The 24,040-nt window shown below is 69.3% G+C and carries 17 protein-coding genes and 2 pseudogenes; 10 read left to right on the forward strand and 9 right to left on the reverse strand.

All coding sequences use genetic code 11. The features are described 5' to 3' along the window. The 5 genes from R2S09_RS32775 to R2S09_RS32795 form a co-directional block, all read right to left on the reverse strand. Positions 1 to 426: DDE-type integrase/transposase/recombinase (locus R2S09_RS32775; RefSeq protein ID WP_316744942.1), on the reverse strand; the 426-nt coding region annotated here is incomplete at its 3' end. After that, on the reverse strand, positions 423 to 602 hold the full coding sequence (locus R2S09_RS32780; protein ID WP_316744943.1) for an IS3 family transposase: 180 nt from the start codon (positions 600 to 602) through the stop codon (positions 423 to 425). The genes R2S09_RS32775 and R2S09_RS32780, both read right to left, overlap by 4 nt. Positions 603 to 739: 137 nt before the next feature. Then, positions 740 to 1,066 carry a transposase gene (locus R2S09_RS32785; RefSeq protein WP_316744944.1) on the reverse strand — a complete coding sequence of 109 codons (327 nt, stop codon included), beginning with the start codon at positions 1,064 to 1,066 and terminating at the stop codon, positions 740 to 742. Between the two features lie 12 nt (positions 1,067 to 1,078). Next, positions 1,079 to 1,294, reverse strand: a complete 216-nt coding sequence (locus R2S09_RS32790; protein WP_316744946.1) for a transposase — start codon at positions 1,292 to 1,294, stop codon at positions 1,079 to 1,081. Between the two features lie 108 nt (positions 1,295 to 1,402). Then, positions 1,403 to 1,987 (reverse strand): transposase, encoded by a 585-nt coding sequence (locus R2S09_RS32795; RefSeq protein WP_316744947.1) that lies wholly within the window; start codon positions 1,985 to 1,987, stop codon positions 1,403 to 1,405. 1,076 nt (positions 1,988 to 3,063) lie between these two features. Here R2S09_RS32795 and R2S09_RS32800 point away from each other — a divergent pair. The 4 genes from R2S09_RS32800 (at position 3,064) to R2S09_RS32815 (ending at position 7,931) form a co-directional block, all read left to right on the forward strand. Then, positions 3,064 to 4,323, forward strand: coding sequence for an MFS transporter (locus tag R2S09_RS32800; RefSeq protein WP_316744948.1), 1,260 nt, complete (start codon positions 3,064 to 3,066; stop codon positions 4,321 to 4,323). 586 nt (positions 4,324 to 4,909) lie between these two features. Further along, on the forward strand, positions 4,910 to 5,905 hold the full coding sequence (locus R2S09_RS32805) for a hypothetical protein (RefSeq protein WP_316744950.1): 996 nt from the start codon (positions 4,910 to 4,912) through the stop codon (positions 5,903 to 5,905). A 1,379-nt stretch (positions 5,906 to 7,284) separates the two neighbouring features. Further along, positions 7,285 to 7,413: a hypothetical protein gene (locus tag R2S09_RS32810; protein WP_316744952.1), complete on the forward strand. Its 129-nt coding sequence runs from the start codon at positions 7,285 to 7,287 to the stop codon at positions 7,411 to 7,413. A 164-nt stretch (positions 7,414 to 7,577) separates the two neighbouring features. Beyond that, entirely contained in the window at positions 7,578 to 7,931 is a 354-nt protein-coding gene (locus tag R2S09_RS32815; protein ID WP_316744954.1) for a hypothetical protein, read from the forward strand. A gap of 312 nt (positions 7,932 to 8,243) precedes the next feature. Here the strand turns inward: R2S09_RS32815 and R2S09_RS32820 are convergent, their stop codons facing one another. Beyond that, positions 8,244 to 9,512 carry a GH25 family lysozyme gene (locus R2S09_RS32820; RefSeq protein WP_306191664.1) on the reverse strand — a complete coding sequence of 423 codons (1,269 nt, stop codon included), beginning with the start codon at positions 9,510 to 9,512 and terminating at the stop codon, positions 8,244 to 8,246. A gap of 124 nt (positions 9,513 to 9,636) precedes the next feature. Then, positions 9,637 to 10,545 (reverse strand): peptidoglycan-binding protein, encoded by a 909-nt coding sequence (locus tag R2S09_RS32825; protein ID WP_306191663.1) that lies wholly within the window; start codon positions 10,543 to 10,545, stop codon positions 9,637 to 9,639. 155 nt (positions 10,546 to 10,700) lie between these two features. Here R2S09_RS32825 and R2S09_RS32830 point away from each other — a divergent pair, with 155 nt between their 5' ends. Together R2S09_RS32830 and R2S09_RS32835 are read left to right on the forward strand one after the other, a co-directional pair. After that, positions 10,701 to 14,537, forward strand: coding sequence for a hypothetical protein (locus tag R2S09_RS32830; protein WP_306191662.1), 3,837 nt, complete (start codon positions 10,701 to 10,703; stop codon positions 14,535 to 14,537). A 180-nt stretch (positions 14,538 to 14,717) separates the two neighbouring features. Beyond that, positions 14,718 to 15,104 (forward strand): peptidoglycan-binding protein, encoded by a 387-nt coding sequence (locus R2S09_RS32835; RefSeq protein WP_306191661.1) that lies wholly within the window; start codon positions 14,718 to 14,720, stop codon positions 15,102 to 15,104. A 357-nt stretch (positions 15,105 to 15,461) separates the two neighbouring features. Here R2S09_RS32835 and R2S09_RS32840 read toward each other — a convergent pair. Continuing rightward, a pseudogene (locus R2S09_RS32840) lies at positions 15,462 to 15,755 on the reverse strand (integrase core domain-containing protein); the annotation flags it as partial. 33 nt (positions 15,756 to 15,788) lie between these two features. Further along, entirely contained in the window at positions 15,789 to 16,952 is a 1,164-nt protein-coding gene (locus R2S09_RS32845) for an IS30 family transposase (protein ID WP_316744989.1), read from the reverse strand. Positions 16,953 to 17,201: 249 nt separating this feature from the next. On the opposite strand from R2S09_RS32845, the pseudogene R2S09_RS32850 reads away from it, so the two are divergent. The 4 genes and pseudogenes from R2S09_RS32850 to R2S09_RS32865 all read left to right on the forward strand — a co-directional run. Continuing rightward, positions 17,202 to 17,360: pseudogene (locus R2S09_RS32850) on the forward strand (RNA-guided endonuclease TnpB family protein); the annotation flags it as partial. Between the two features lie 163 nt (positions 17,361 to 17,523). Continuing rightward, positions 17,524 to 19,803, forward strand: a complete 2,280-nt coding sequence (locus tag R2S09_RS32855; protein ID WP_306191660.1) for a plasmid pRiA4b ORF-3 family protein — start codon at positions 17,524 to 17,526, stop codon at positions 19,801 to 19,803. Beyond that, complete coding sequence (locus R2S09_RS32860) at positions 19,800 to 22,736, forward strand: DEAD/DEAH box helicase (protein WP_306191659.1); 2,937 nt, start codon at positions 19,800 to 19,802, stop codon at positions 22,734 to 22,736. Before R2S09_RS32855 ends, R2S09_RS32860 begins: the two co-directional genes overlap by 4 nt. Continuing rightward, on the forward strand, positions 22,733 to 24,025 hold the full coding sequence (locus tag R2S09_RS32865; RefSeq protein ID WP_316744957.1) for an SWIM zinc finger family protein: 1,293 nt from the start codon (positions 22,733 to 22,735) through the stop codon (positions 24,023 to 24,025). The genes R2S09_RS32860 and R2S09_RS32865 overlap by 4 nt, the downstream gene beginning before the upstream one ends. Positions 24,026 to 24,040 lie beyond the last annotated feature (15 nt).

Raw genomic sequence — 24,040 nt, forward strand, 5'->3', positions numbered from 1 at the left:
TTTGTACAGGCCGATCGCCGATTCCATCAGGGCGCTGTCGTAGGCGTCGCCGACCGAGCCGATGGACGCGGCTATGCCGGCGGCGTCCAGGTGCTCGGCGAGCTTGAACGATGTGTACTGCGACCCGGCATCCGAGTGATGGATCAACTCACCTGGCCTGATGGGTTGTTGGTCGCGGTCGCGTTGCCAGATCGCCATCTCCAGGGCGTCCAGGACGAAGAAGGTCTCCTTGACGGTGGCCGCCGACCAGCCGACGATCCGGCGGGAGAAGGTGTCCACGACGAATGCGACGTAGACGACTCCCGACCAGGTCTTGACATGGGTGAAGTCCGCCACCCAGCACCGGTTGGGGGCGGCGGCGACGAAGTCGCGGTCGAGGCGGTCGGGAGCCCGCTCGACCTGCCCACCGGGAAGCGTGGTGATCACACGCTTGCCGCGGACCGCCCCTGGATGCCCATCTCGCGCATCAGGCGTTCGATGGTGCAGCGGGCCACGACGTGTCCCTGCCGGTTCAGCTCGCGCCAGATTTTCCTCGCGCCGTAGACACGATAGTTGGCGGTGTGGACCTGGTTGATCAGCTCTTTGAGCTGAGTGTCCCGCACCGATCGTGCGGAGGGGGCGGCCAGTCGCTTCTTGTGGGCGTAGTAGGTGGAAGGGGCGATCTTGCAGTCGTGCTCGGTGAGCGTCCTGCAGATCGGCTCGACGCCGCCGAAGCGGCCCCGGTGCTCGTCGATGAACGCTACGAGCGCGTGTGTGGCCGGTCGAGCTCGGCCGCGAAGAAACTCGCCGCTGCCTTGAGGATCTCGTTGGCCCGCTTCAGCTCGGCGTTCTCCTTCTTCAACGCCTTGATCTGGGCGGACTCCTCCGTCGTCGTCCCCGGGCGCGTCCCCGCGTCGATCTCGTGCTGCTTCACCCAGTTCCGCAGCGTCTCCCGCGAGCCGATGCCGAGCTTGTCGGCCACTGCCTGCAGGGCGGCGGTCTCGTTCGGGTAGTCGTCGCGGGCCTCGGCGACCATGCGCACCGCACGACGGCGCAGCTCAAGGGGGTAACGGGAGGGTCGTGCCATGACTCGATTCTTTCATGAAATCGAGCCTCTATTCGAACCGGGGCGGTTCACCGCTCGGTCCGCGCCGCGGTTGAGCCGGTGGCGGTTGGTGCGGCCGGAGGAGGCTGGGACCGGTGCGGCTCCGCACAGGTGGGCGAAGGCGGCTTCCGAGCGGAGCCGGTCGGGGTTGTCGCCTGCGCTGGCCAGCAGCTGGCCGGCGGTCTCGGGACCGACGCCGGGCAGAGCCACCAGTCGCGGGGCAGCCCGGGTGGCCAGCGGGCCGATCTCCCGGTCCGCTTCCCTTGATCTCCTCGCAGAGGGCTTGATGACGGCGGGCGAGGCGCCGCAGCGCGATCCTCACCGCACAGGCCGGATCAGCGAGTTCTCCTGTGGGACGGGAGCGGGCCAGGGTGTCGACCAGTTCCTTCGCGGGCAGGCCGCGCAGCCGGTCCCGGACCCCGGCAGCGCAGTGACGAGGAGGTTGCGGATCTGGTTGATGGTCTGGGTGCGGGCCTTGACCGCGCTCTTGCGGACCACCCGCAGAATCCGGATCGCCTCCACGATCCCGTTCCGTGTCTTCGGGTGCCGCCGGCGCGGCCGGACAGGACCGCGGTCGCTGGCGTAGGCGTCGAGGGGGTCGGACTTGCCGTTGTCCCTCCTCGCCTTGCGGTCCGGCCGGTCCACCTCCACCTCCACCTCCGTGACGCCGTTGGCGGTCAGGAACCGCGAGATCTCGGCTCCGTAGGCGCCGGTCCCCTCGACGCCGACAGCCAGGACCTCTCCGTGGGAACACAGCCAGTCCAGCAGCCGGTGGTAGCCGTCCGGGGTCGTCTCGAACTGCTCGGTCGCCAGGTGCCGGCCGATGCCATCGATGACCGCGGCCTGGTGGAAGTCGGCGTGGGTGTCGATCCCGCCGACCACCGCTATGTCCTGTGCTGCCATGCTGTTGTGTGCTGCCCTTCCAACGCGCGCCGATGGGAGGGCGCGAGCCGGTCGGGCAGACGGACAAGACAGTGATGGGACCTTTGGCCGGGCTCATATGAAGTCACAGATGCCCGACCGGCCACGCGCCAAGTGGCACCGCTCGGCGGGCCGACGATTCCCGTCAAGGACAACCGAAGCGTCAGTCAGTCGGAGAGTCAGACCCCGAGCGGTGCCATGGCCAATCCTCACTGTCAGTCGTCCTTTTCCGACTTGGTGCCTCGCCGGCTCATCATCCTTGGGTCACACCGCCCTTCGGCGTTGTACCGCGCTGACCGCAAAGGGCCTGCGGCGGACGGCCTCGAGGAACGAGCGAGATCGCGACGTTGACGGTAAGACGGCGTCGCGAACCGACACTAACCAGTCGGGCCATGACCTGGTTCGTTGTGCCCATTTGCACCGAATGCCGCACTGCACAGAGAAGGAGCGACGAAAAGGTGAACGACACCGAGCAGCCGATCGAAGATCTGGCGATCCTCGAGGGATCTCGCTGTGCACGACGTCAACGTCCGCATCCTCGGTGACATTGCTCTGACCCACGGACGGCCGCAGCACATGGATCATGCTCACAGATGGAGTAGATCAGGCAGCTCTGTACGCGGACACGTACCAGAAGCGTGAGGGGACCTGGGTCTGTGACGCAGCCTGTGCAATCGCTCCGGGCGCCTAACGGCGCCTGCGAAGCTGCTGGCCGCGACGTGACAACAAGCCGAGACCGTCCGGTGAACTGACTTCGATGCTCATCACGGACGAGAAGGGCTACGAACAAGATCAGCTGAGTCGATGCGGTGTAGCGCCTCTTCGTGATCCTCTCCGGCACGCAGGGCTCCGGACGATGGAACAGCCCCGAGGACTTAGCTGAGGAAGCGCGCAGGCGTGATGTGACGCCAGGACGCGCTAAAGCACACCTGAGGGTTCATGTCCGACATCGTCTCAGCGCAGCCTGGCTCACCGCACGGTGTGCGGCTACGTCGACGTTCGTACCCCGAAACCTCCAGGAGTGTCGGCATGGTCGAGAACAAGAGAAAGATGGCTCGATGCAACACGTGACCCCAGCGACCGTCCTGGGACGCCGGGACGGAACGCTCCGGCTGGCATTCGTTTCCGCGGTGGTTTCCCTGGTGACCGTGTTTGCCGCAGTGGGTTCGACGATCCCTCTTTTCAACATTTACCGAGCCGAGGACGGGTTCACCAACGCCGGTATCTCACTGACTGTAGTCGCCTACTCTGCCGCTACTCTCAGCACCCTGCTGGTGCTGGGCCGACTGTCCAATCATGTGGGCCGACGGCCCGCCGCGATCGCCAGTCTCGGACTGCTCGTGCTGGGTTGTCTGCTGCTTTTGAACGTGCACCACATCGGCATCCTGATCGCAGGTCGGCTGCTGATGGGTCTTGGCGCCGGGCTTGCCAGCAGCAGCCTCACCGCCTACATCGTTGACGCCGCTCCGGCCAGGCCGACCTGGCTGGCCTCCGTCGCTTCCAGCCAGACAGTCATGCTTGGTCTTGCCGTCGGTGCCATCGCCTCCGGTGCCTTGGTCCAGTTCGGTCCCTGGCCGCGTGACCTCATCTACCTGGTTGTCGTCGGTCTGCTCCTGCTATCTGCCGCACTCGTCGCCATCAGCTCGGAGACCGTGGCTCCGGCGCCGGGCGGTTGGCGATCACTGCGCCCCAGCGTTCGCGTACCGGTCCGAGTCAGGCATCTGCTCCCCGTCGCGGCCTCGGTGTTCCTGGCCACCTGGGCGACCGGGGCCTTCTACCAGGCCTTCGTGCCCGCGCTAGTCGAAGATCAACTTCACACCAACAGCTCACTCGTCCTTGGACTGGTGTTCGCCGCTTACATGGGCCCCAGCGCTCTGGGTGCTCCCCTTGGGGGCCGGTTCTCGCCGGCGGCAGCTCAACGCATCGGAATGATCGCCTTCATGGTTGGATGGGTCGGCTTGGTTGCAGCGATCACCACCGGCACACTGCCGTTGTTCATCGCTGCAACTGTCGTCGCCGGGGCCGCTCAAGGCATCGCCATCAGCGCCGCCACCCGTGGCCTGCTCTACGGCAGTGGGCTGACCGACCGGGCACCGATCTTCGCCGTGGTCTACCTCCTCAGCTACAGCGGCGCGACCATTCCCAGCCTCATCTCCGCTCAACTCTCCAACGTCTTCTCAGTGCCGCACATCGCACTCGGGTACGGCGCACTTGCCGTCCTCTCCACCCTGTTCACTGTCATCACTGCACGCGACCCGCACACCGACACGACCAGTCAGCCCCAGGAGCAATCAGGCATTGAAGCTCCGTCGTCTTGAAGTGGCTGATCAGGGGACTGGTGTGAGGCTGTGGTGGACTCCTCGTGCTGATCGTGGGCGAGCGGGTGTGGCAGCCGGTGAGCGAACAGCTCGCCTACGAGCGGGCCCAGGCTGGATCGCCGCCGGCGACAGACCCTGACTCTGCAGCCGGATGGCCGCACGGGGGCGCGAGTAGGACGCTGGAAGCGCGGACGAGGGTGGCCGCGAAGCTCAGGCTCCGGCGGGCCACCCTCGAATCTGCACCCGCGCCCTACCAGCGCATGCCGAGCGCATCGAGGTCGGCCCGCCGCTGCGCGCTCAGTGTCCCGGCTCTTCTCCGGGCGTTGGCTATCCAGGTTGCGGATGGGCCTCATATCTTGCTCGGGTGCTGGGGGAGTGGACGAGACGGTGGCGACGGTGGCTGACATCGTCGCCGGCACGACGGGCGCTTACGAGAGCGATCCGGGAAGATCTTGAGGTCTTCGGTCTCCTGCCGAGCGATGCGGTCGGGGCGGATGGCGCACGCCGTAGGGCTGTGCTGTCCGCCTCCCTGCGGCTACGTGGGGCCGAAACCATAGCTACGCGCCGGATCCGGCTGAGGGCCGCTGTGTTCGTCGCTTTATTCGCGATCAGTCCTTTCATCCACATCGTCCGCGAAGCGGTGGCGGACTACGTGCCGCCGTCGACACTGCCGGGGGCGTCACCGTCAGCCACCTTTGACTCGGTGACGGCGCTGTTCTGTGGGATGGTGACCGCAATATTCGCGAACGTGCTGGCCGGCAGGGCTCGCCGCATTCCAGCCATCAGCTTCTCCCGCGGCCGCCGCCTGGCTGCGGCATGCGCGGTGCCTGGCTTCTCCGTGGCTGCTTCCTCGATCCCTTTCTCCCTGGCCGCACCACACACCAGCTCGTGGCACTACTGGGTGGGCTACTACTACGTGTGCGGGCTCCTGTTGACCATCCTGGTCGCCGTTGCTCTGTTCGAGCTGCCATTGCCCCGCCGTATCGCCGCCCGCTGCCGGCCCACCGACCGGCTCCTGGTCCACACGATGGTGACCGCGGCCGACATCCATGCTCGAACCCGTCGTCGCCTGACTGCGAAACAATGCCGCCTGTTGTGCCGCGACCTCGAAGACCTGGCCTACGCCGCAGAACGCGACCTGTCCCTGCCTTACCGCGCCCCCTACCACGTTCGTCGAAGCCTACGGCAAGACGCAGCGCGGGCCGCGGCCGTCTACCGGGCCCACGAGATACCGCTGGCACTGGTACGCAATGCAGGTGATGCGGATCCGCTGGTGGCTTCACTGCTGGCTGCCGCCGACGCCTTGGCTGCCGGCGACCGCGCCGCACTACTGGCCAACGCCCCCGACCACGTCGCCCAACGACGCCTGGCTCGCCGCGTGCTGTCGCGCGCTTGGCCCGCCGCGGCACTCATCGCCAGCGGCGCCCTGCTGCCACTGATCCCCTCCGTGGCGCAACAGCCCACGCTCGCCAGCAGCCTGCGCTGGACGCTGGTGGTCGCCGGAGCGCTCACCTTCGTGGCCGGTAGTGATGTCGCCAGCCGTGTCGCCGGCCCGCTCGACAAGGCCCTCCCCTGGCGATGAAGCTGCGCAAAATCCCGGCAGCAGTCTTTCCACCGGCCGCCGTGCAGCAGACTGTTTCCCGCGGCTCCCGCGGTAGCGGACCAGTGAGAGAGGCCAAGAAGCAGGCTTCGGCGGCCATCCTCGACACCCGCTCTCTACCAGCGCATGCCGAGTTCATCGAGGTCGGCGCGTCGTTGCGGGCTCAGTGTCGCGGCCCTCCGCCGGGCGCTGTTCACGAACTGGTCAGTTCCCTTCGGCGACGCGCGCAGCGTTCGCCATGGTCTCGTCCGTCTGCGGGATGCCGCCGCCGCGGCCGTATCAGGCGAGCATCACTACGACCTGACGGGCACGCCTATCCCCGGGTCGGACCGTACCTGTGCGTGACACGCCGCGTGAGGGTGTGATGGTTGCCACACGTTAGATCTGAGGCCCCAACTGACGCTATCTGCTGTACATCTGACGGGCCGACGACGCTCCCTGTCATCAGGATGCGCGACATTTCGGAGAGGAATCCCGTGCGATCATTCAAAAGGCTGCGCTTGGCGGGTGTGGCTCTTGCCGCTGCCTCCACTATGGTCCTACTGAACCAGGGCACGGCCTTCGCGGCACAGCCCGGTGAGGAAAACACCTGGCACGCCGAGTACCTGCCCGACGGGTCTCACCTCGAGGCACAGAACACGCTTCAGGAAGCCAGGCAGACCAACGGCGACCTGGCGCAGGCATGGAGGGCCAACGACGCCTCGGGCAATCTCTGGTTCACCGTGCGACGAACGAGCACGCTTGGGCCCATCCATCCCAACAACCAACCCGTAGCGGCCATCGGCTCTCCCTCAATCACACCTTGGGGGACGTCCAGTTTTCGAATCGCCTTCACGGGTACAAACCATCACATATATATAAGTTCAGCTTTCCAGGCCACCAACCTCTCATCTGTCCTTCAAGACATCACTTTCCAGGATACAGGTTATACGTCGTCCGCCGGCCCGCACATTGCTCAACTGGGTGATGGGCAATACACCGCCGGTATATCTTTTGTGGCGGATGACTCCACACGGCGGATTTTGTACTTCACTTACACTACAGCCGGCGGTCCCCAGGTTACTGGGTTTGCCGACCTGGGCGGGCAAACGACCTCTACTCCCGTCGTAGTTTATCTTCCGGTGACTGGGCGAATCTACGTTGCGCATGTCGGCCTAGACGGCCAAACGTACGTCAACAGTCGGTCGCGGACTCAAAACGCCTCTTGGGGGGCATGGGTCACCCTTCACGGGAGCGCGGTGGGGGCTCCCGCGCTTGCTGCCACCCCCTCCGGAGACCTCGTTTTGGCGGTCCGGGCCCCGGACACCACCACTTGGTACGAGCGAGTCAACCCTTCTCTGCAGGTTGTGAACGGCTGGTCCGTGGACATCGCTAATTACCGTAGCCAGTGGGACCCGGGTCTGAGCGTCAACGACAACGGCGACGTGTACGGGTTGCTGACGGGTGAGGACAACAACAATACCTACTACAAGAAGGTGGAGAACGGTTAAAGCGTGTAAAAGCATCGCGTAAGGCCCCGCTGAGGGAGGAGCCTTCCCCAGCGGGGCCCGCGCGATGCGGCAGAGGTCGACGAGGCCCGGGCGGACCGGTCCGGCAGGGGTGGCCTGTGCCACCCGCTCGTATATCAGGTGTGCGGAATGGGAGTTGTTGAGTCATGCGGATGAAGCTCGGACGGGCAGCGGTGGTGACAGCCATGACGGCCGTTGCAGGACTGGGAATGACGCAGGTCGCTCAGGCGACGGTCATGTATACCTCCTATGAGGGGATCCAGGGTCAAGTGGATGACGACCCGGGTAATGGGGCCGCATCGTGGGTGTGGGCGCACGCTAACTCGGATGCCGTAGGCGGCGTCCAGTACGAGTTCTACGACGGAAACATAGCTTCGATTAACGTGTCCTACGGGTCGAGTGCCGTCAAAAACACCGCCGCGGATGTGTGGCGATTCAGGGTATATTCCACCAACTCCAGTGGCAACACGAGTTACTCTGCCTGGAAGAACCTGTCGTGATCGTGCATGATCGCCGCGGTTTCCCGTCATAGTCCCAGGCCGACTATGACAGGCCGTTGATCCGTGGGCGGGGAATCTGGTCCTGCGACGTAAAGGGCCTCTCGAAGATGCCGCGACCGCGCTCGCCGTTACGGACCTTGGACATCGCGCGGTCGGAAGCGCGCGGGTTCGCAGATTCTCGGGCGGGTTACCGGCGGAACCCGCGCGCCGAACGGCCTCTGCGGGCGTTCGGCGCGCGGGTTCGGTGGTGGTGGCAGTGGTGCTGGTCGGGGCCCACGACTTCTTGCGCTCTGGGGCATGCCGATGTCGACGTCAGGAGACGAGTGCTGCCCAGGTGTTGGGGCCGACGATGCCGTCGGCGGTGAGGCTCTTGCTTGTCTGGAAGGTGACGACCGCGCTCCGCGTCGCCGGACCGAAGTCGCCATCCACGTTGACGGGGTGGCTGTGTGCGGTCAGTTCGTCTTGCACGGCCTTTACGGCCGGTCCACTGTCGCCCTCCTGCACTGTGATGATGAGCGCTTGCCAGGTGTTGGGGCCGACGATGCCGTCGGCGGTGAGGCCCTGGCTGGTCTGGAAGGCGATTACCGCACTTCGCGTCGCCGGACCGAAGTCGCCGTCGACTGTGAGGGTGGAGCCGTGGGCGTCGAGCAGGTACTGAATGGTTGTAGTGCTGTGGCCGGTGGCGCCCTGTGAGACGACGGGCCAGCCGCTGCCAGGAGGCGGCGGGGGCGGGGTATAGATGCCGTGGGCGAAGGTCTTGAGGTCCGCGGTGGTGCCGTTGAAGACGTCCTGGTCGCCGGGGAAGGTGCCGCTGTCGGCGTTCTGCCAGATGGTGTAGGTGCTCCAGCCGCCGGGGAGCGGGGTGGGCGATCCGCTGTAGTTGGCGATCCACAGGGGGTCGTGCTGGCCGGGTGTGGCGGAATTGCCGGTGCAGGTCGACCACCAGTCCCGGGTGGAGTAGACGATTGGGTAGCGGCCGGTCTTGGTGTGGTACTCGGTGCTGAAGGCGGTGATCCAAGAGACCATTGCGCTTTGGCTGAGGCCGTAGCAGGTGGCTCCGTAGGGGTTGTACTCGATGTCGAGCGCGCCGGGGAGTGTCTTGCCGTCGTCGGACCAGCCTCCGCCGTGGGCGATGAAGTAGTCGGCCTGGGCGCTGCCGCCGGCGGTGTTGGGCAGGGCGAAGTGGTAGGCGCCGCGGATCAGGCCCGCCGCTGTGGATCCGTTGTACTGCTGGGAGAACTGGCTGCTGGTGTAGTCGACGCCCTCGGTCGCCTTGACGTAGGCGAAGGACGCGCCTTTCGATGCCACCGACGGCCAGTTGATGTTCTCCTGGAACGCGCTGACGTCCAGGCCCTTCAGCGTTCCAGTGACGTTGGGGGCTGCAGGCGCGGTAACCGACTCGTGAACGGTCCTGGCCGGCATGCGGGCGGTGAGCCCGGAGCCCATGTGGTCGGCGTCCTCGTGCCAGGGGTGGGCCGGTGCCGGGATCGCTGCCGCACGGGCTACGTCGTGCGGTAGACCGGCCGATGCGGCCAGCACGGTGAGGCCGAGTGTGACGGCGGCGGCCAGGGTTCTGTTCATCGGTGGTTCTCCGTTTCGTAGGTCGGCGCAGGGCTGACCGGCGCCGCGAGGCACGTCGTGTGCCTCTGCGACGCCGGTCGGCAGGCGAGTGGAGATGTCGGTGAGGCCAGTGATGCTGGTCGTGCTAGGGCCGGACCAGCCCGTAGAAGACTGAGCTGGACAGGGGGTAGCTCTTGTCGTAGACGCCGATCTGGCTGGAGTTGCTCGGGTTGGAGGTGTTGCCCGAGATCACGTAGACGGTTGATCCGCTGACGTGGTCGACGATCCCGATGTGGTAGCGGTTGGTGGCGGTGCCGAAGATGATCATGTCGCCGGGGAGCGCCGAGTGCAGTTGGCTGGTGCCGTACCAGCGGTTGTGGCTGACCGCCCAGTCGTAGACGTTCGGCACGTAGGTCATGAACGGGATGTTCTCTCCGGCGTCCCGCCAGACCCAGGTGGCGAAGGCTGCGCACCAGTCCGCGCAGATGCTGTACGGCTTGCCGGGGACGCAGTTGCCGGAGTCGGCGCGGACGCCGAGCTGGCTCTTGGCCACGCTGACGATCTTGTCGCGCTGGGCGCTGCCGGTGTGGCAGCTCGCGACGAGTCGGGTGATGCCCATCGACTTCATGGTGTCCGGGCCGGCGATGCCGTCGGCGGTCAGCTGGTGCGCGCTCTGGTAGTTCTTGACGGCGGTGGTGGTGCCGCTGCCGTAGTCGCCGTCCTGGCTGATCCCGGCCTTGCCCTGGACCTCCTTGACAACGGTCTCCAGTTCACCGAGCGTCTGGCTGCCGATGATCCCGTCGACGCTCAGGCACCGGTCGGACTGGAAGGACTCTGCCGCTGCCTCGGTCTGCGGTCCGCTGACGCCGTCGACGGCGCCGGCGTTGTACGCCAGCCCGTTCAGATCCGCTTGCCCCAGCCTGATATCGGCCGAATCCGCCGACGCCGCGGTAGGCCCGGCCAGCACCGCGCCAGAGACGAGTACCGCCGTGAGGGCTCCGAGTACAGCCCTTCTCGTCCGCAGTAGTGCGGAATGCTTTACATCGCTGCTCATGGTCGTGCGTCCCTCTTCCCCGTGTGACCGGCACCGCCGCGTCTGCGGTGGTGGCTTGTTTGTAAGGGACGAGACGTTGTCCGCTGTCGGCCGCTGGACGCCGGACAACACGCTCCGCACAATGAGCACTCCGCGAGGACAGGTAGGAGGCGACGGTGCCCCGCAGCGAGCGGCCGTTGGACGACGAGGACACCGATCTGGGCAGGTTCGCTGCGGACTTGCGGAAGCTGAGGGACAAGGCAGGCGCCCCGCCGTACCGCAAGCTCGCCCGCGCCGCGCACTACTCATCGACCACCCTCGCCGACGCCGCCTCCGGCCGTAAGCTGCCGAGCCTGCCGGTCACCCTCGCCTACGTCCGCGCGTGCGGCGGCGACACGGCGGAATGGGAGCAGCGCTGGCACCGCCTATCGGCCGATCTGGCCAGCGCCGATGAGCTCCCGAACGCCGCCGAAGGGAACGACGACTGCCCCTACGCGGGACTCAGCCCCTTCGAAGCCGGAGACGCCGACCGGTTCTTCGGACGCGAACGGCTCACCGACGACCTAGAAGGCCGTGTCCGCGGCCACAGGTTCGTCGCGGTTTTCGGCGCCTCGGGCTCCGGGAAGTCCTCGCTCCTGCGGGCCGGCCTGATCCCGCGGGTGTCCGGTGGCGAAGCATCGTGGACCGCACTGGTTCTCACCCCTGGCCCGCACCCCTTCGAGGAATGCGCGGCGCGGCTCGCCGCGCTCTCCGGCTCCTCCGCCGTCGCCCTCCACGACGAACTGCGGGCCAACCCCCGCGCCCTGCATCTGACCGTGCTCCAGCTGCTCGCGCAGCAGCCGCCGGAGATCGAACTCCTCCTCGTGATAGACCAGTTCGAGGAGATCTTCACCCTCTGCGCGGACGCGGACGAACGGGCCGCATTCATCGCCTCGCTGCTCACGGCTGCCGGTGCGGCCAACAGCCGGACGCGCGTCGTCCTCGGCGTGCGGGCGGACTTCTACGCTGCCTGCTCACAGCACGCCGACCTCGTGGCCGCGCTCCAGGACTCGCAACTGCTTGTCGGCCCGATGACCACGGATGAGCTACGCCGGGCCATCACCCAGCCCGCTGTCCAGGCCGAGTCCACGGTTGAAGGACCCCTGCTCGCCCGAGTGGTGGCCGAGGCAACTGGGCAGGCCGGCGTTCTGCCCCTGGTCTCCCACGCGATGCGCGAGACCTGGCGGCGAAGGCGCGGCAATACCCTGACCCTGAGCGGGTATGAGTCGGCCGGCGGCATCACCCACGCCCTGGCCAACACCGCCGAGACCGTCTACAACAGCTTCACCGGGCCGCAGCAACGCCTCGCGCAAGGCATTTTCCTGCGCCTGGTGTCCCTCAACGACGGCACCGAGGATTCCAAGCGCCGCCTGCCCAGGGACGAAATCGATCCCAGCGCGGAAGCCGTCGTCGACGCACTGGCCCGCGCCAGACTCGTCACCCTCGACACCGACAGCGTGGAAATCACCCACGAGGCACTGCTCCAGGCATGGCCGAGACTGAGCCACTGGATCAGTGAAGACCGGGCCGGCTTGCTCATCCAGCAACAGCTCACGGACGCCGCCACGGCCTGGGAGCGCGAACAGCGCGACACGAGCGCGCTTTACCGCGGCTCCCGGCTCTCCGTCGCTCAAGAGTGGGCCCAAGCGCACGCGGACGGCGGACGGTTGAGCCGGCGAGCGACGGAATTCCTGGCCGCCTCCACCCGGCACCAAGGCCGGGGGGTTCGACGCCGCCGCGCGGCAGTGGCCGCGCTCTCGCTACTGACCGTGCTCGCCGTGGCCGCTGCCGGAATCGCCCTCCAGCAGCGATCGACGGCCCGGGCTGAACGCGACAGCGCAGTCTCGGGCGAAGTGCAGGCCCAGGCCGAGCAGTTACGCGGCACCGATCAGTCGCTCGCAGCCCGCCTCGATGTCGCCGGATACCGCATCCACCCCACCAGCCGCCTTTCGACCGACCTGCTGGGCACCCAGAGCGCACCGCTGTCCACCCCGCTGACCGGGCACACCGCAACCGTCTACGCGGTCGCCTTCAGCACACTGGGCCACGTGATGGCCACCGCAGGCAAAGACGACACCGTCAGGCTGTGGAACGTAACCGACACCAGGCACCCGGCGCCGCTCGGCAACCCGATCCGTGCACACGCCGACGGCATCATGTGGCTGTCCTTCAGCCCCGACAGCCACACCCTCGCCGGAGCGGGCCGCGACCACACCGTACGCCTGTGGAACCTCACCGACCCGAAGCACCCGACGGCGTTGCCCGCATTGCGCGGACACTCGGGCATCGTCTTCTCGGTCTCCTACGCCCCGGACGGCCGCACCCTGGCCAGCGCGGGCGACGACGGCACCGTGCGACTGTGGAACGTCACCGACCCCGCCCGTGCGAGCGAACTCGGCAAGCCCCTTCGCGCCCAGAAGGGCGCCATCGCCTCAGCTACCTTCAGTCCCGATGGCCGCACCCTGGCCAGCGCCGGCCACGACCACACCATCCAACTGTGGAACGTCACCGACCCCGCGAACCCGAAGCCCTGGGGTCCGCCGCTGCACGGCCATACGGACACCGTCTACGCGGTCGCCTTCAGCAAGGACGGCCATGTCATGGCGAGCGCCGGAAACGACTTCAGCCTGCGGCTGTGGAACGTCTCCGACCCGGCAAAACCAGTCGCCCTGGGCACGGTCCCTGGCGCCGCGACGAACACGATCTACGCAGTGGCCTTCAGCCCTGACGGGAAGGTGGTGGCCACCGCGGGCGCTGACCAGACGGTCCGCCTGTGGAACGTAACCGACCCCTCGGCCCCGATCGCGCTGTGCCCGCCCCTCACCGGCCACACCGGCTACGTATGGTGGCTCGCCTTCAGCCCAGACAGCCGCTCCCTGGCCAGTGTCAGCGCCGACAACACCGCACGGCTGTGGAACCTGCCCCGAACCGTGCTGCCCACCCCCAGCTACGAGAACACCGTCGCCTTCAGCCCCAACGGCCGCGTCTTGGCAGCAGGCGCCACCGACGGTGCGATCCGGCTGTGGAACACCGCCGACCCCAGCCGACCCGTGCCCACAGGCGCCCCGCTGCTCGGCAACACCAAAGCCGTGAACATGCTCGCCTTCAACCGCGACGGTCATCTACTGGCCAGCGCCGGCCGCGACGGCACGCTACGGCTATGGGACCTCACCTCCGCTGCGCACGCGCAGGAGCTGAGCAAGCTGGCCACCGATCCGACCCACGCCGCCGTCACCACGGTCGCCTTCACCCCCAACGGCCGCATCCTGGCCAGCGCCGGATACGACCGCAAGGTGCGGCTGTGGGACGTCACCGACCCCACCCGCCTCCGCGAGATCGGCGCCCCGATCACCGCGCACAGCAACACCGTACGAGCGCTGGCCTTCAGCCCCGACGGCCACACCCTCGCAAGCGCCGGCGCCGACGACACCACCCGCCTATGGAACGTGACCGACCCCACCCACCCCAAGCCGTGGTGCCCACCGCTGGCCGCGCACACCGGAGGCGTTGGATCAGTGGCCTTCAGCCCCGACAGCCGCACCCTCGCCACCGCCAACGACGACCACACCGTACGCCTGTGGAACGTCAGCGACCCCCGCCACCCCACCACCCTCGCCGCGCCACTGACCGGACACACCAGCTTCGTGCTGTCCGTAGCGTTCAGCCACGATGGCCGGACCCTCGTAAGCAGCGCAGACGACGGCACCATCCGGCTCTGGAACGTAACCGATCCCACAGCACCCACCGCCTCGGGCGGCCCCATCAGCGGCCACACCGGACCCATCGACCAGGCGGCACTGAGCCCCGACGGCCGCACCCTGGCCAGCGCCGGCGACGACCACACCGTCCAGCTGCAGTCCGTGAACCTGGATGCCGTCATCCACCGGGTCTGCGCCACCACGACCGGCGCCCTGACCCGCCAGGCGTGGAAACACTACGTCTCCGCGATGCCGTACCGGGAGGTCTGCGGCTGACTGTTGCCCAGATGAGTCGGCGGAAGCCCGCAAGTCCGGCCCCGCGGCCCTACCGTCCGCTGGTTTGTCCGCAGCCTGTTGTCCGATCTCGCCGGGCCGACACCGGACAACCCCACGGGACGTAGACAAGTGGTCACAGCGCTCCGACTGGGGCCTGGAGAACTACCGAGGAGGCTCACCATGTCGAAGTCCCGCATGCGGATGCCGCGGACGGCACTCACGGTCGCCGCGCTGAGCGCCGTCGCGGTCGGCGGGCTGGCCCTGCCGGCCCACGCCATCAGCGGCCACGCCTACATCGTCTACGGCAACTCCGGCTACGGCGTGAAGTGCGTACAGGAAGGCATCGACGACTGGTCCAACCGCGTCCACCACACCTGGCCGCTGACCGTCGACGGCCAGTTCGGCTCCAACACCCTCACCTACCTCAAGCAGTTCCAGACTGCCAGCCACCTCACCGCCGACGGGGTCGTCGGCCCCGCCACCGCGAACGCGATCACCGACAACCTCACCGGCGATGGCAGCTGGCGGGCCAGTTGCTACACCTCCCTGCCCAGCACCTACAAGTGACCAGCCAGGATCGCTGTGTGGTGGGCGCCGGGCCGGGCAGATCAGCCCCGTCCGGCGCCAGGTATGGTGACGGGTCGGTAGGGTGCCTGGCCGCCTTTGTACACGGGCCAAGGGGACCGAGGCGAGCAGCACGCACGGTGGCCGTAGACAGCAGGATGGACCCGCGCGAGATTGCATGCCCCGTGCGCGCTCTGGCAGAACCCGCCTGAGCCTTTGGCGACGGCTTCGCCAGGATGGCGAACATCTCTGCGCCATCCTCGACGCCTCCCGGCTGCTGCTGAAGCCGCACCGCGAAGCTGCCCTGACTACCGGGGCAGCTTCGTGGTGAGGTTGCTCCCGGGGAGTGGACACCGGGTTTCATGCGACGAGTGACATCTTACGTATCGTGATCAGTTGTTGTTCGAACTCGGCCGGTGTGAGGTAGCCGAGCGCGGAGTGGCGACGGCGCCGGTTGTAGTAAGACAGCCAGCGGAACAGCTCGAGCCGGGTCTGTGCCTTCGAGGTCCAGCGCCGGCCGTGGAGCAACTCGCGTTTGAGGCCCTGGAAGAACGACTCGGCGAGGGCGTTGTTGTAGCTCGAGCCGACCCGGCCCATGCTGCGGCGGATGCCATGCCGTCGGCAGACGTCGGCGAAGGCGGCCGCGCTGTACTGCCCGAGTTCAAGGAGTCGTCGCAACACTGCTTGTCAGAGAGCATAATGCTCGTTGAGAGCCTCGGCGGGAGTTCTCCATCCGAGCGTCTTGCGTGGGCGGCCGTTGAGGGCTGCGGCGACCGCGTCCAGATCTCCTCTGCTGTGCCTGCTCAGATCGGTTCCTTTCGGAAAGTACTGTCGCAGCAGGCCGTTTGTGTTCTCGTTGGTGCCCCGCTGCCAGGGACTGTGCGGGTCGGCGAAGTAGACCTGCAAGCCAGTGTCGATACGCAGTTGGGCGTGCTGCGCCATCTCCGCACCCTGGTCCCAGGTAAGCGACCTGCGCAGTTGCTCGGGCAGGGTCGTGATCGCGGCGGCGATGGCATCGCGGACGGCCTCGGCGCCGTGCCCGGCGAGCGCCGGGCCGTTCTTGACCCTCGGGCCGCCGTGGCCCTGCATCGGGGGCAGGTGCAACAGCATCGTGTATCGGCTGGCGCGCTCGACCAGCGTGCCGATCGCGGAGCTGTCCAAGCCGATGATGAGATCGCCCTCCCAGTGCCCGGGCACGGCCCGGTCCTCCGCCTCGGCCGGGCGCTGGCTGATCATCACTTCCTCCGTGACGAACTTCTTCCCACGGCCGCGGGTCCTGGCCCGGGGCACCCGCAGCGCGCGGCCGGTGCGCAGGCAAGCCGTCAACTCCCGTTTCAGCGCACCGCGGCCTTGGATATAGAGCGCCTGGTAGATGGCCTCATGCGAAATCCGCATCGTTTCGTCCTCAGGGAAGTCGATCGGGAGCCGGCGCGCGATCTGCTCCGGACTCCAGGCCGTGGCCCAGCGGCGGTCTTGACGACGCCCGTGGCGCCGCCCGATCCAACGCACGTCCGGCCCCGCGATCTCGCTGCCGTCCGGGCCAGTGACCGTTCCGGCGAGCCGGTCCTGCACATACTCCCGCAGCACATCGTTCAAGGCGAGCTTGCACGGCTTGGGCCGACGCGCCTGCCGGTCCGCGTGCCACTGCGCGACCGAGGCCCGGTAGTCCAGCCGGCCGCCGCGCGTCGCTGCGTTGCGCCGCAGTTCCCGGGAGATCGTCGACGGGGACCGCCCCAAGTGGCGGGCTGTGTCGCGCACCCCGCGCTCCTGGGCTCGTAGCAGGGCTATCTCCTCGTGCTCGGCGAACGACAGGTAGCGGCCCGAGGGCGGCTCCAGGCTGATCAGCGGCATCCCGCCACCCTCACGGAACCATCGCGGCCCCAACGGCATCGACACGCCGCAGGCCACGGCAGCGTCCTCGCTCGACAACCCCTGCGCGATCAGCCGCCAGAACTGCTGCCGCTCCTCCCGCCGGTTGACCGGAGGCCGTCCCGGAGACCGAAGCGCCGGACGACCAGCCAAGATCGCCGCGCGAGCCCTTCCCTGCGCCACAACATCCTCCCTGCAATCGAGGTGTTGCGACGATCAGTTGAATCCGCCGACCGCGACGTGAATGCGGCACGCAACATCCTGGCCGCCGGGCCGGCGGTGTCTGCCTGTGGAGACGGTGTGAGACCTCAACGGGAGTCCTCCCGGACGGGGCGGTCGTCGGTGAAGCAGGAAACCCAGCGGGCGACCGCTGGAATCCCCCGCCTTTAGGCGGGGGAGGAAGTCAAGCGCAAGTCGGCCGGGGAATTCCGTCCGGCAGCCGGGACTGTGGCTCAGGACTGCAAGAATCGCGGGGTCAGCCGTTCGGCGTACAGTGACCGGCGCGTGGTGTGCCCCGGTGCTTATGCCTCCGACGAGTGGGAAGCCCTCTGCCATGACCGCCCAGCGCAGCCCCGGGGAGCGCACTGCTTCCGTCCACCAGCTCAAGGCCGCTCTGGTGGGGATGAAACCTCCGGTGTGGCGGCGGCTGGTGGTGCCTTCAGACCTCACCCTTGGGTCGCTGCACGACGTGATCCAGGTGACGTTCGGCTGGGAGGGCATGCACCTGCACGCCTTCGAGGGCCCCTCCGGCGGGCGATACGCCCCTCCGGAGGACCTCGACATCCCGGTCTTCGACGAGGAGGAGGCCTCCCTCGCGGACGTCCTGCCGGGCACCGGCGACCGCATGGACTACACGTACGACTTCGGCGACGACTGGCTGCACCGGATCACGGTGGAGGCGGTGCGCCCCGCCCGTGAGGGCGAGGGGGAGCACGCGGCGTGCACGGGCGGGCGTCGGGCCATGCCGCCCGCCGAGGACCTCGGCGGTGTGTGGGGACTGGCCGGGCTGCTGGAGCGGTACGCGGACGGGGAGCGGCCGAGCCCCATGCTGGTCCGGCACGGCGGTGAGGAGTGGGTGGAGTACGACGGTCTGCACGACGAGGTGCTCGCGGGCCTGTACGAGGAAGGCTTCGACCCGGCCGCCTTCGACCCCGCCGAGCTCACCGGGGAGCTCGCGCAGGTGCCGCTGCGCCGGGCGGTGGGCACGCAGCGGAAGAAGCGCGGCGGGCCGGGCGGACGCCAGACTCCGCCGGGGATGTACCGGTGCGAGTGCGGCGCTCTGCATCCGCTGCCCGGCGGTGCGGGGCCGCTTGCCGAGGGCGACGGGCCGGACGACGAGGTGTCGCTGTCCGATGTCCTGGATGCCGTGGGCCTGCGGTTGCCGGCCGTGCGGCTGCCCGGCGAGGTGGAGCTGGCTCGCGCGGTGCGCGAGGTTCCCGCCTTCATGGCGGCGGTACGGCTCGGTCACTGGTGCGGCGATGGTCGGGAACTGACCCCGAAGGAGGTGCTGCGGCCGAAGCTCGCCCGGCAGGCCGTGGAGGAGGCCGAGCTGTGGCGCGTCGACCCCGACGAGTGGGGTGATGCCGAGGAGCGGGCCTCGCGGCTGGCGAAGGTCCGCAGCGCGGCTGACATGGAGCCGCTGGCTCTACCCTGGGACTGGGCGCTGAAGTGTGGCTTCGTCGAGGTGGAGGGCAACCGGGCGTACGCCGGCGACGAACTGCCGGACAGGGGCGACGACACGGCGCTCCTGGCTGCCTGGCAGGAAGCGGTAGCGGGCGCGGCGGTCGAACTCTCCCTCGCTTTCCCCGCGTTGGACGCGTTGCTGGGTGGGCTGCAGCCGCTGCGGGAGCTGACCGAGGAAGCCCCGCCGCTGGTGTTCCTGATGCTGATCACGGCGTACGGGCTGCCCGACGGGGAGTGGCTGGATGTCGCCGGCTTCCTCACCGACGGCATGGAAGGGCTGCCTGAAGGCCCGGCCCGGCGGCTGGTCTCGGCGCTCCTTGTCGACCAGTACCACGACACCGCCGGGACTCTGGAGCTGTTCGGCGCCGCCGAACGCGAGGGCCACGAGCCTTTAGTGGAAGGCGCCGCGCTCACCCTGCTGCTCGACGGGCCCGACGGCGGCACCTGGGGCACGCCGTCCGCCGGCCGCTTCCAGCTCACCGCGCTGGGCCGCTCCGGCCTGCGCGCGCTGCTGGTGGCGGCAGGCGTCCCGGCACCGGTGATCGGCTCGCTCGCCCAGACGGATGCCTCCGCGTTGCTGGCCGCGCTCGGCTCGTACCGCTCCGAGGCGGACGCGGCGGCGGAGGTGGCGGGCTGGCTGGCGGCCCGCCCCACGTCGGACGCGGCCGTACAGGTGGTGGACGCCTGCGACGGCACGGACCCGGCCGACGCCCTGCGCCGCCTGCAGGCCCCGCGGGTGCTGGCTGCCGTACTGGAGGCGGACCACACCGGGCGGGCGAAGGCGGTGCTGCGCAAGGCGGCGGTCTCGAAGGTCACCGGCTGTTCGCACGCGGCGGCTTCGATGCTGCGCCGGATCGGTGAACCCGCCGAGGGGGAAGAGGCCTGGGGTCTGGAGTGGATGCTGGTGGACGGTGCGCTGCCGTTCGCCGGGGCGGGCGAGCAGGCGCTGCGTGAAGCGCTGCTGGCGGGCGCCGAGGAGGGCCGGCGTCCCCTCGATCAGCTGGCCGAGCGCGCCGACGACCTGTGGCGGGCCGGCCACCCGCACGCGGACGAGGTGCTCGGCGTGCTGGCCGATGCCATCAAGCCCGTCGACAAGGCCCTGGCCAAGCGGCTACGGAAGGCCGCGTTCAAGGCGGGGAGCGCCAAGTGAGCCTGCTCGTGAGGGAGATCGGCGCCGAAGCCGCACCGCTCGCCGATCCCGCTGCCATTGCCTGGGTCCGCGAGCACTGCGTTGCCGGCGGCTGGGCGGCCGTGTTCGCCCCGGCCGAGCCGGGACAGCCGGCCCGGTTCGGCCGCCTGGTGCTCTACCGGCCCGCCGCCGACACTCGCCGCATGCCCGCCCAGGCCGCCGCGCCGGAGACGGTGGAGCGGGTTCGGCTGCCGCTGGTCCTGCCGCACGGCGGCGGGGTGCGCACCCGCACTGTCGAAGGGTGGGCCCTCGGCCCGGGCGTCGCGCTCGCCCTCCTGCTCGACCTGCCCCGAACCGGTGTCCATCCGTCGCTCGTCGCGTGGTCGGCCGTGGCCCGTCTCACCCTTCGGCTGCTTGGCGAGGGGCGGCTGTATCCGGCGCTGACCTCCGACACGTACACCACCTGGCGGTTCGGGCCGCCCGGTGCGAGCGGCAAGCGGGACCTGGACGCACTGGCCGCCGCCCTGCCGCCGTACGCCCACAACCTTCCCGCGCCCACCACGGACGACAAGGTCGTACGAATTGCCGAACCGGCTGCTCTGGTAGGCGAGTTCTGTGACGCGCTCGCGGATGCTCTGCCGCGCACCCCGGCCGCCGGCCGGGCCGTACCCGGAAACCCTTACGCCGACCGTGCGACCGCCCTGCATCCGCGCCTGGCCCAGTGGGCGGCCGAAACCGCGGCTGAGCGGACCGCACAGACCAGTGTGGAACTGCGGGTCGAACCCCCGGCCGGGCGGCGCCGCGTCTTCCACGCGGTGCTGCAGCTGCGGACCGCGGCCGATCCGGCCCTGGTCCTGGACGCCGCCGAGTTGTGGGCCGACCCGGTTCGCGCGCAGCACCTGCTCGGTCCGCACGCGGAGGCCGAGGCGCTGCTCGCGCTGCGCCGCGCCGCGCGCGCCTGGCAGCCCCTGACCCGCCTGCTCGCCGAGGCCACCCCCAGCACGCTGCGGCTCGACGACGAGGAGGCCATGGAACTGCTGGGGGACGCCACCGACGCGCTGCGTTCGGTCGGCGTGCGCGTGCACTGGCCGCGTGAACTGGTCAAGTCCCTTCAAGCGCGGGCGGAGATCGGGGCGGCCACCGCGCCCGGCGCGACCGTGGACACCCTGCTGGGCCGCGACGCCCTGCTCGACTTCTCCTGGCATGTCGCGCTCGACGGAGAGAAGCTCACCGAGGCCGAAATCGACCAACTCGCCGAAGCCCGGCGCCCGCTGGTCAAGCTGCGCGACCAGTGGGTGGTCGCCGATCCGAAGCTGGTGGCCCGCCTCAAGCGGCAGCGCAGCCGCGAACTCGCCCCGCTGGACGCACTCCAGGCGGTGCTGACCGGAGAGGTGGAATGGGACGGTGAGCGCGTCGCGGTGGAGGCGGCCGGCACCTTCGGTGAACTGGTCGCCCGGCTGCGCGCCCCCGAGAGCCGCGCCCCCGTCCGAGCACCACAGGGCCTGGCCGCCACCCTGCGCGGCTACCAGCAGCGGGGCCTGGCCTGGCTGGCGGACATGACCCGCCTGACCCTCGGCGGCGTCCTCGCCGACGACATGGGCCTCGGCAAGACCGTCACACTGCTCGCCCTCCACCTGCACCGCCAGGAGGAGCCCGACACCGCAGGTCCCACCCTCGTGGTCTGCCCGGCCTCGCTGCTCGGCAACTGGCAGCGCGAGGCCGCCCGCTTCGCCCCCGCCGTCCCGGTACGCCGCTACCACGGCGGCGAGCGCACCCTGGACTACCTCGCCGGAAACGAACTCGTCCTCGTCACCTACGGCGTGCTGCGCCGCGACCGGGAGCGGCTCGCCGCCATGAAATGGTCGCTCGTCGCCGCCGACGAGGCCCAGCACGTCAAGAACCCGTACGCCACCACCGCCCGCGAACTGCGCGCCCTGCCGGCCCGCGCCCGCGTCGCACTCACCGGCACCCCGGTGGAAAACAACCTCTCCGAGCTGTGGGCACTGCTCGACTGGACCACCCCCGGCCTGCTCGGCCCGCTGTCCGCCTTCCGCGACCGCTACGCGAAAGCCATCGAGCGCGTCGCGCTCGGCACGGACGGCGACACGGAGACCACCGAACAGGCCCGGCAAGCCGCCGAGCAGCTCACCCGTCTCACCCGCCCGTTCCTGCTGCGCCGCCGCAAGTCCGACCCCGGCATCGCCCCAGAACTGCCGGCCAAGACGGAGACCGACCACCCCGTCGCCCTCACCCGTGAGCAGGCCGCCCTGTACGAGGCGCAGGTGCGCGAGGCCATGACCCGGATCGAGAAGGCGGACGGCATCGCCCGCCGCGGCCTGGTGCTCAAGCTCCTCACCGCGCTCAAACAGATCTGCAACCACCCCGCCCACTACCTGCGCGAGGCCGGCCCGCTGCCCGGCCGCTCGGGCAAGCTGGAACTCCTCGACGAACTCCTCGACACAGTGGTGGCCGAAGGTCACAGCGCCCTGGTCTTCACCCAGTACACGCAGATGGGCAAGCTCCTTCAGCGCCACTTCGCCGACCGCGGCGTCCGCGCCCGCTACCTGCACGGCGCCACCGCCGTCCACCGCCGTGAGGAGATGGTCGCCGCCTTCCAGCAGGGCGAGTTCCCTGTCTTCCTGCTCTCCCTGAAGGCAGCCGGCACCGGCCTCAACCTCACCCGCGCCACCCACGTGATCCACTACGACCGCTGGTGGAACCCCGCCGTCGAAGACCAGGCCACCGACCGTGCCTACCGCATCGGCCAGGACCGCCCGGTCCAGGTCCACCGGCTCACCACGCAGGGCACGGTCGAGGACAGGGTCGCCCGCCTGCTCGGTGCCAAGCGCGCCCTCGCGGACCAGGTCATCGCCTCCGGTGAGGCCGCCCTGACCGAACTCTCCGACGCCGACCTCGCCGACCTCGTCGCACTGTCCCACGGAGCCGACGCATGACCCCCGCCCGCAAGGCCCCCCGTACCGGCAGCCGAGCCTTCGCCGCCACCTGGTGGGGGCAGGCCTGGGTGGACGCCCTGGAGACCTCCACCCTCGACACCGGCCGCCTCTCCCGCGGCCGTACCTACGCCCGCAAGGGCATGGTCGGACCGGTCACCGTCACCCCCGGCGTGCTGCGCGCCGAGGTCGAGGGCAGCGCCCCCTGGCCGTACGACGCCGCAGTGAACCTGCGTGTCCTCACCGACGCCCAGTGGGACACCCTCCTCGACGCCATCGCCGCCCAGGCCGGCCGCACCGCCGCCCTCCTCGACGGCGAGATGCCCGCCGACGTCGTCGAGGACGCCCGCACCGCCGGCGTTCCCCTGCTGCCGGAGGCGAGCGAACTCGACCCCGAGTGCTCCTGCCCCGACTGGGGCTACCCCTGCAAGCACGCCGCCGCCCTGTGCTACGCCACCGCCGCCCACCTCGACGACGACCCCTTCTGGCTCTTCACCCTCCGCGGCCGCACCAAGGACGCCGTCCTCACCGCGCTGCGCACCCGCCGCCAGGCCCACACGGGCGCCACGCCGAAGACCGGCGGCACACCCCGCGCCCGGGGCGTGCCCGCCCGCGACGCGTTCGCCTCCTACAGCGGCGTCTTCGCCCCGCCCACCCCACAGGCCGAGGGAGCCGAGAGTGCTCCCGCCGACCCCGGGCCGGCCCCTTCCCCCCTCACGACCACGCCCCCGCCCGACGCCCCCTTCACCCTCGACGACCTGGAAGCCCTCGCCCGGGACACCGCTCAGCGCTCCCGCGCCCTCACGGCCGGCCACACAGCCTCCCTCACCTGCACCCCGCTCGACGACGCCGTGCGCCTCGTCGCGAGCGGGGTCGGCGAGCACTGGTTCCACCAACTCGTACGCGCCACCGGCCTGCCCCCACTCGACTTCGCCCTCCTGGTCCGCGCCCAGCGCCACGGCGGCCCCGCCGGCGTCGCCGTCGCCCGCACGCCCCTCACCCCCGACGCCACTGCCATGGCCGCCGCCCGCGCCGCCCTCTGCGACCCCGACACCGCCGACAACGCCGAGACAGGGGACGACGCCGCGAGTACCGTGCGGGTACGCCTCTGGCGCAACCGTCTCACCGCCGATGACGAGGGCGTCCAGATCCGCCTCGGCCCCGACGGCCGATGGCATCCCTACACCCGTGAAGGCAGCGGCTCCGCCACCCAATGGTGGCCCTGCGCCCCCGCCACAGCCGACCCTGTCGCCGCCCTCGTCGCGGCTCGCACCGCCGCCACGCGGAACTGACGGATTAAGCTGACC

Origin of the sequence: Streptomyces sp. MK7 (assembly GCF_032658145.1) — a bacterium.
Lineage (GTDB): Bacteria > Actinomycetota > Actinomycetes > Streptomycetales > Streptomycetaceae > Streptomyces > Streptomyces spiralis.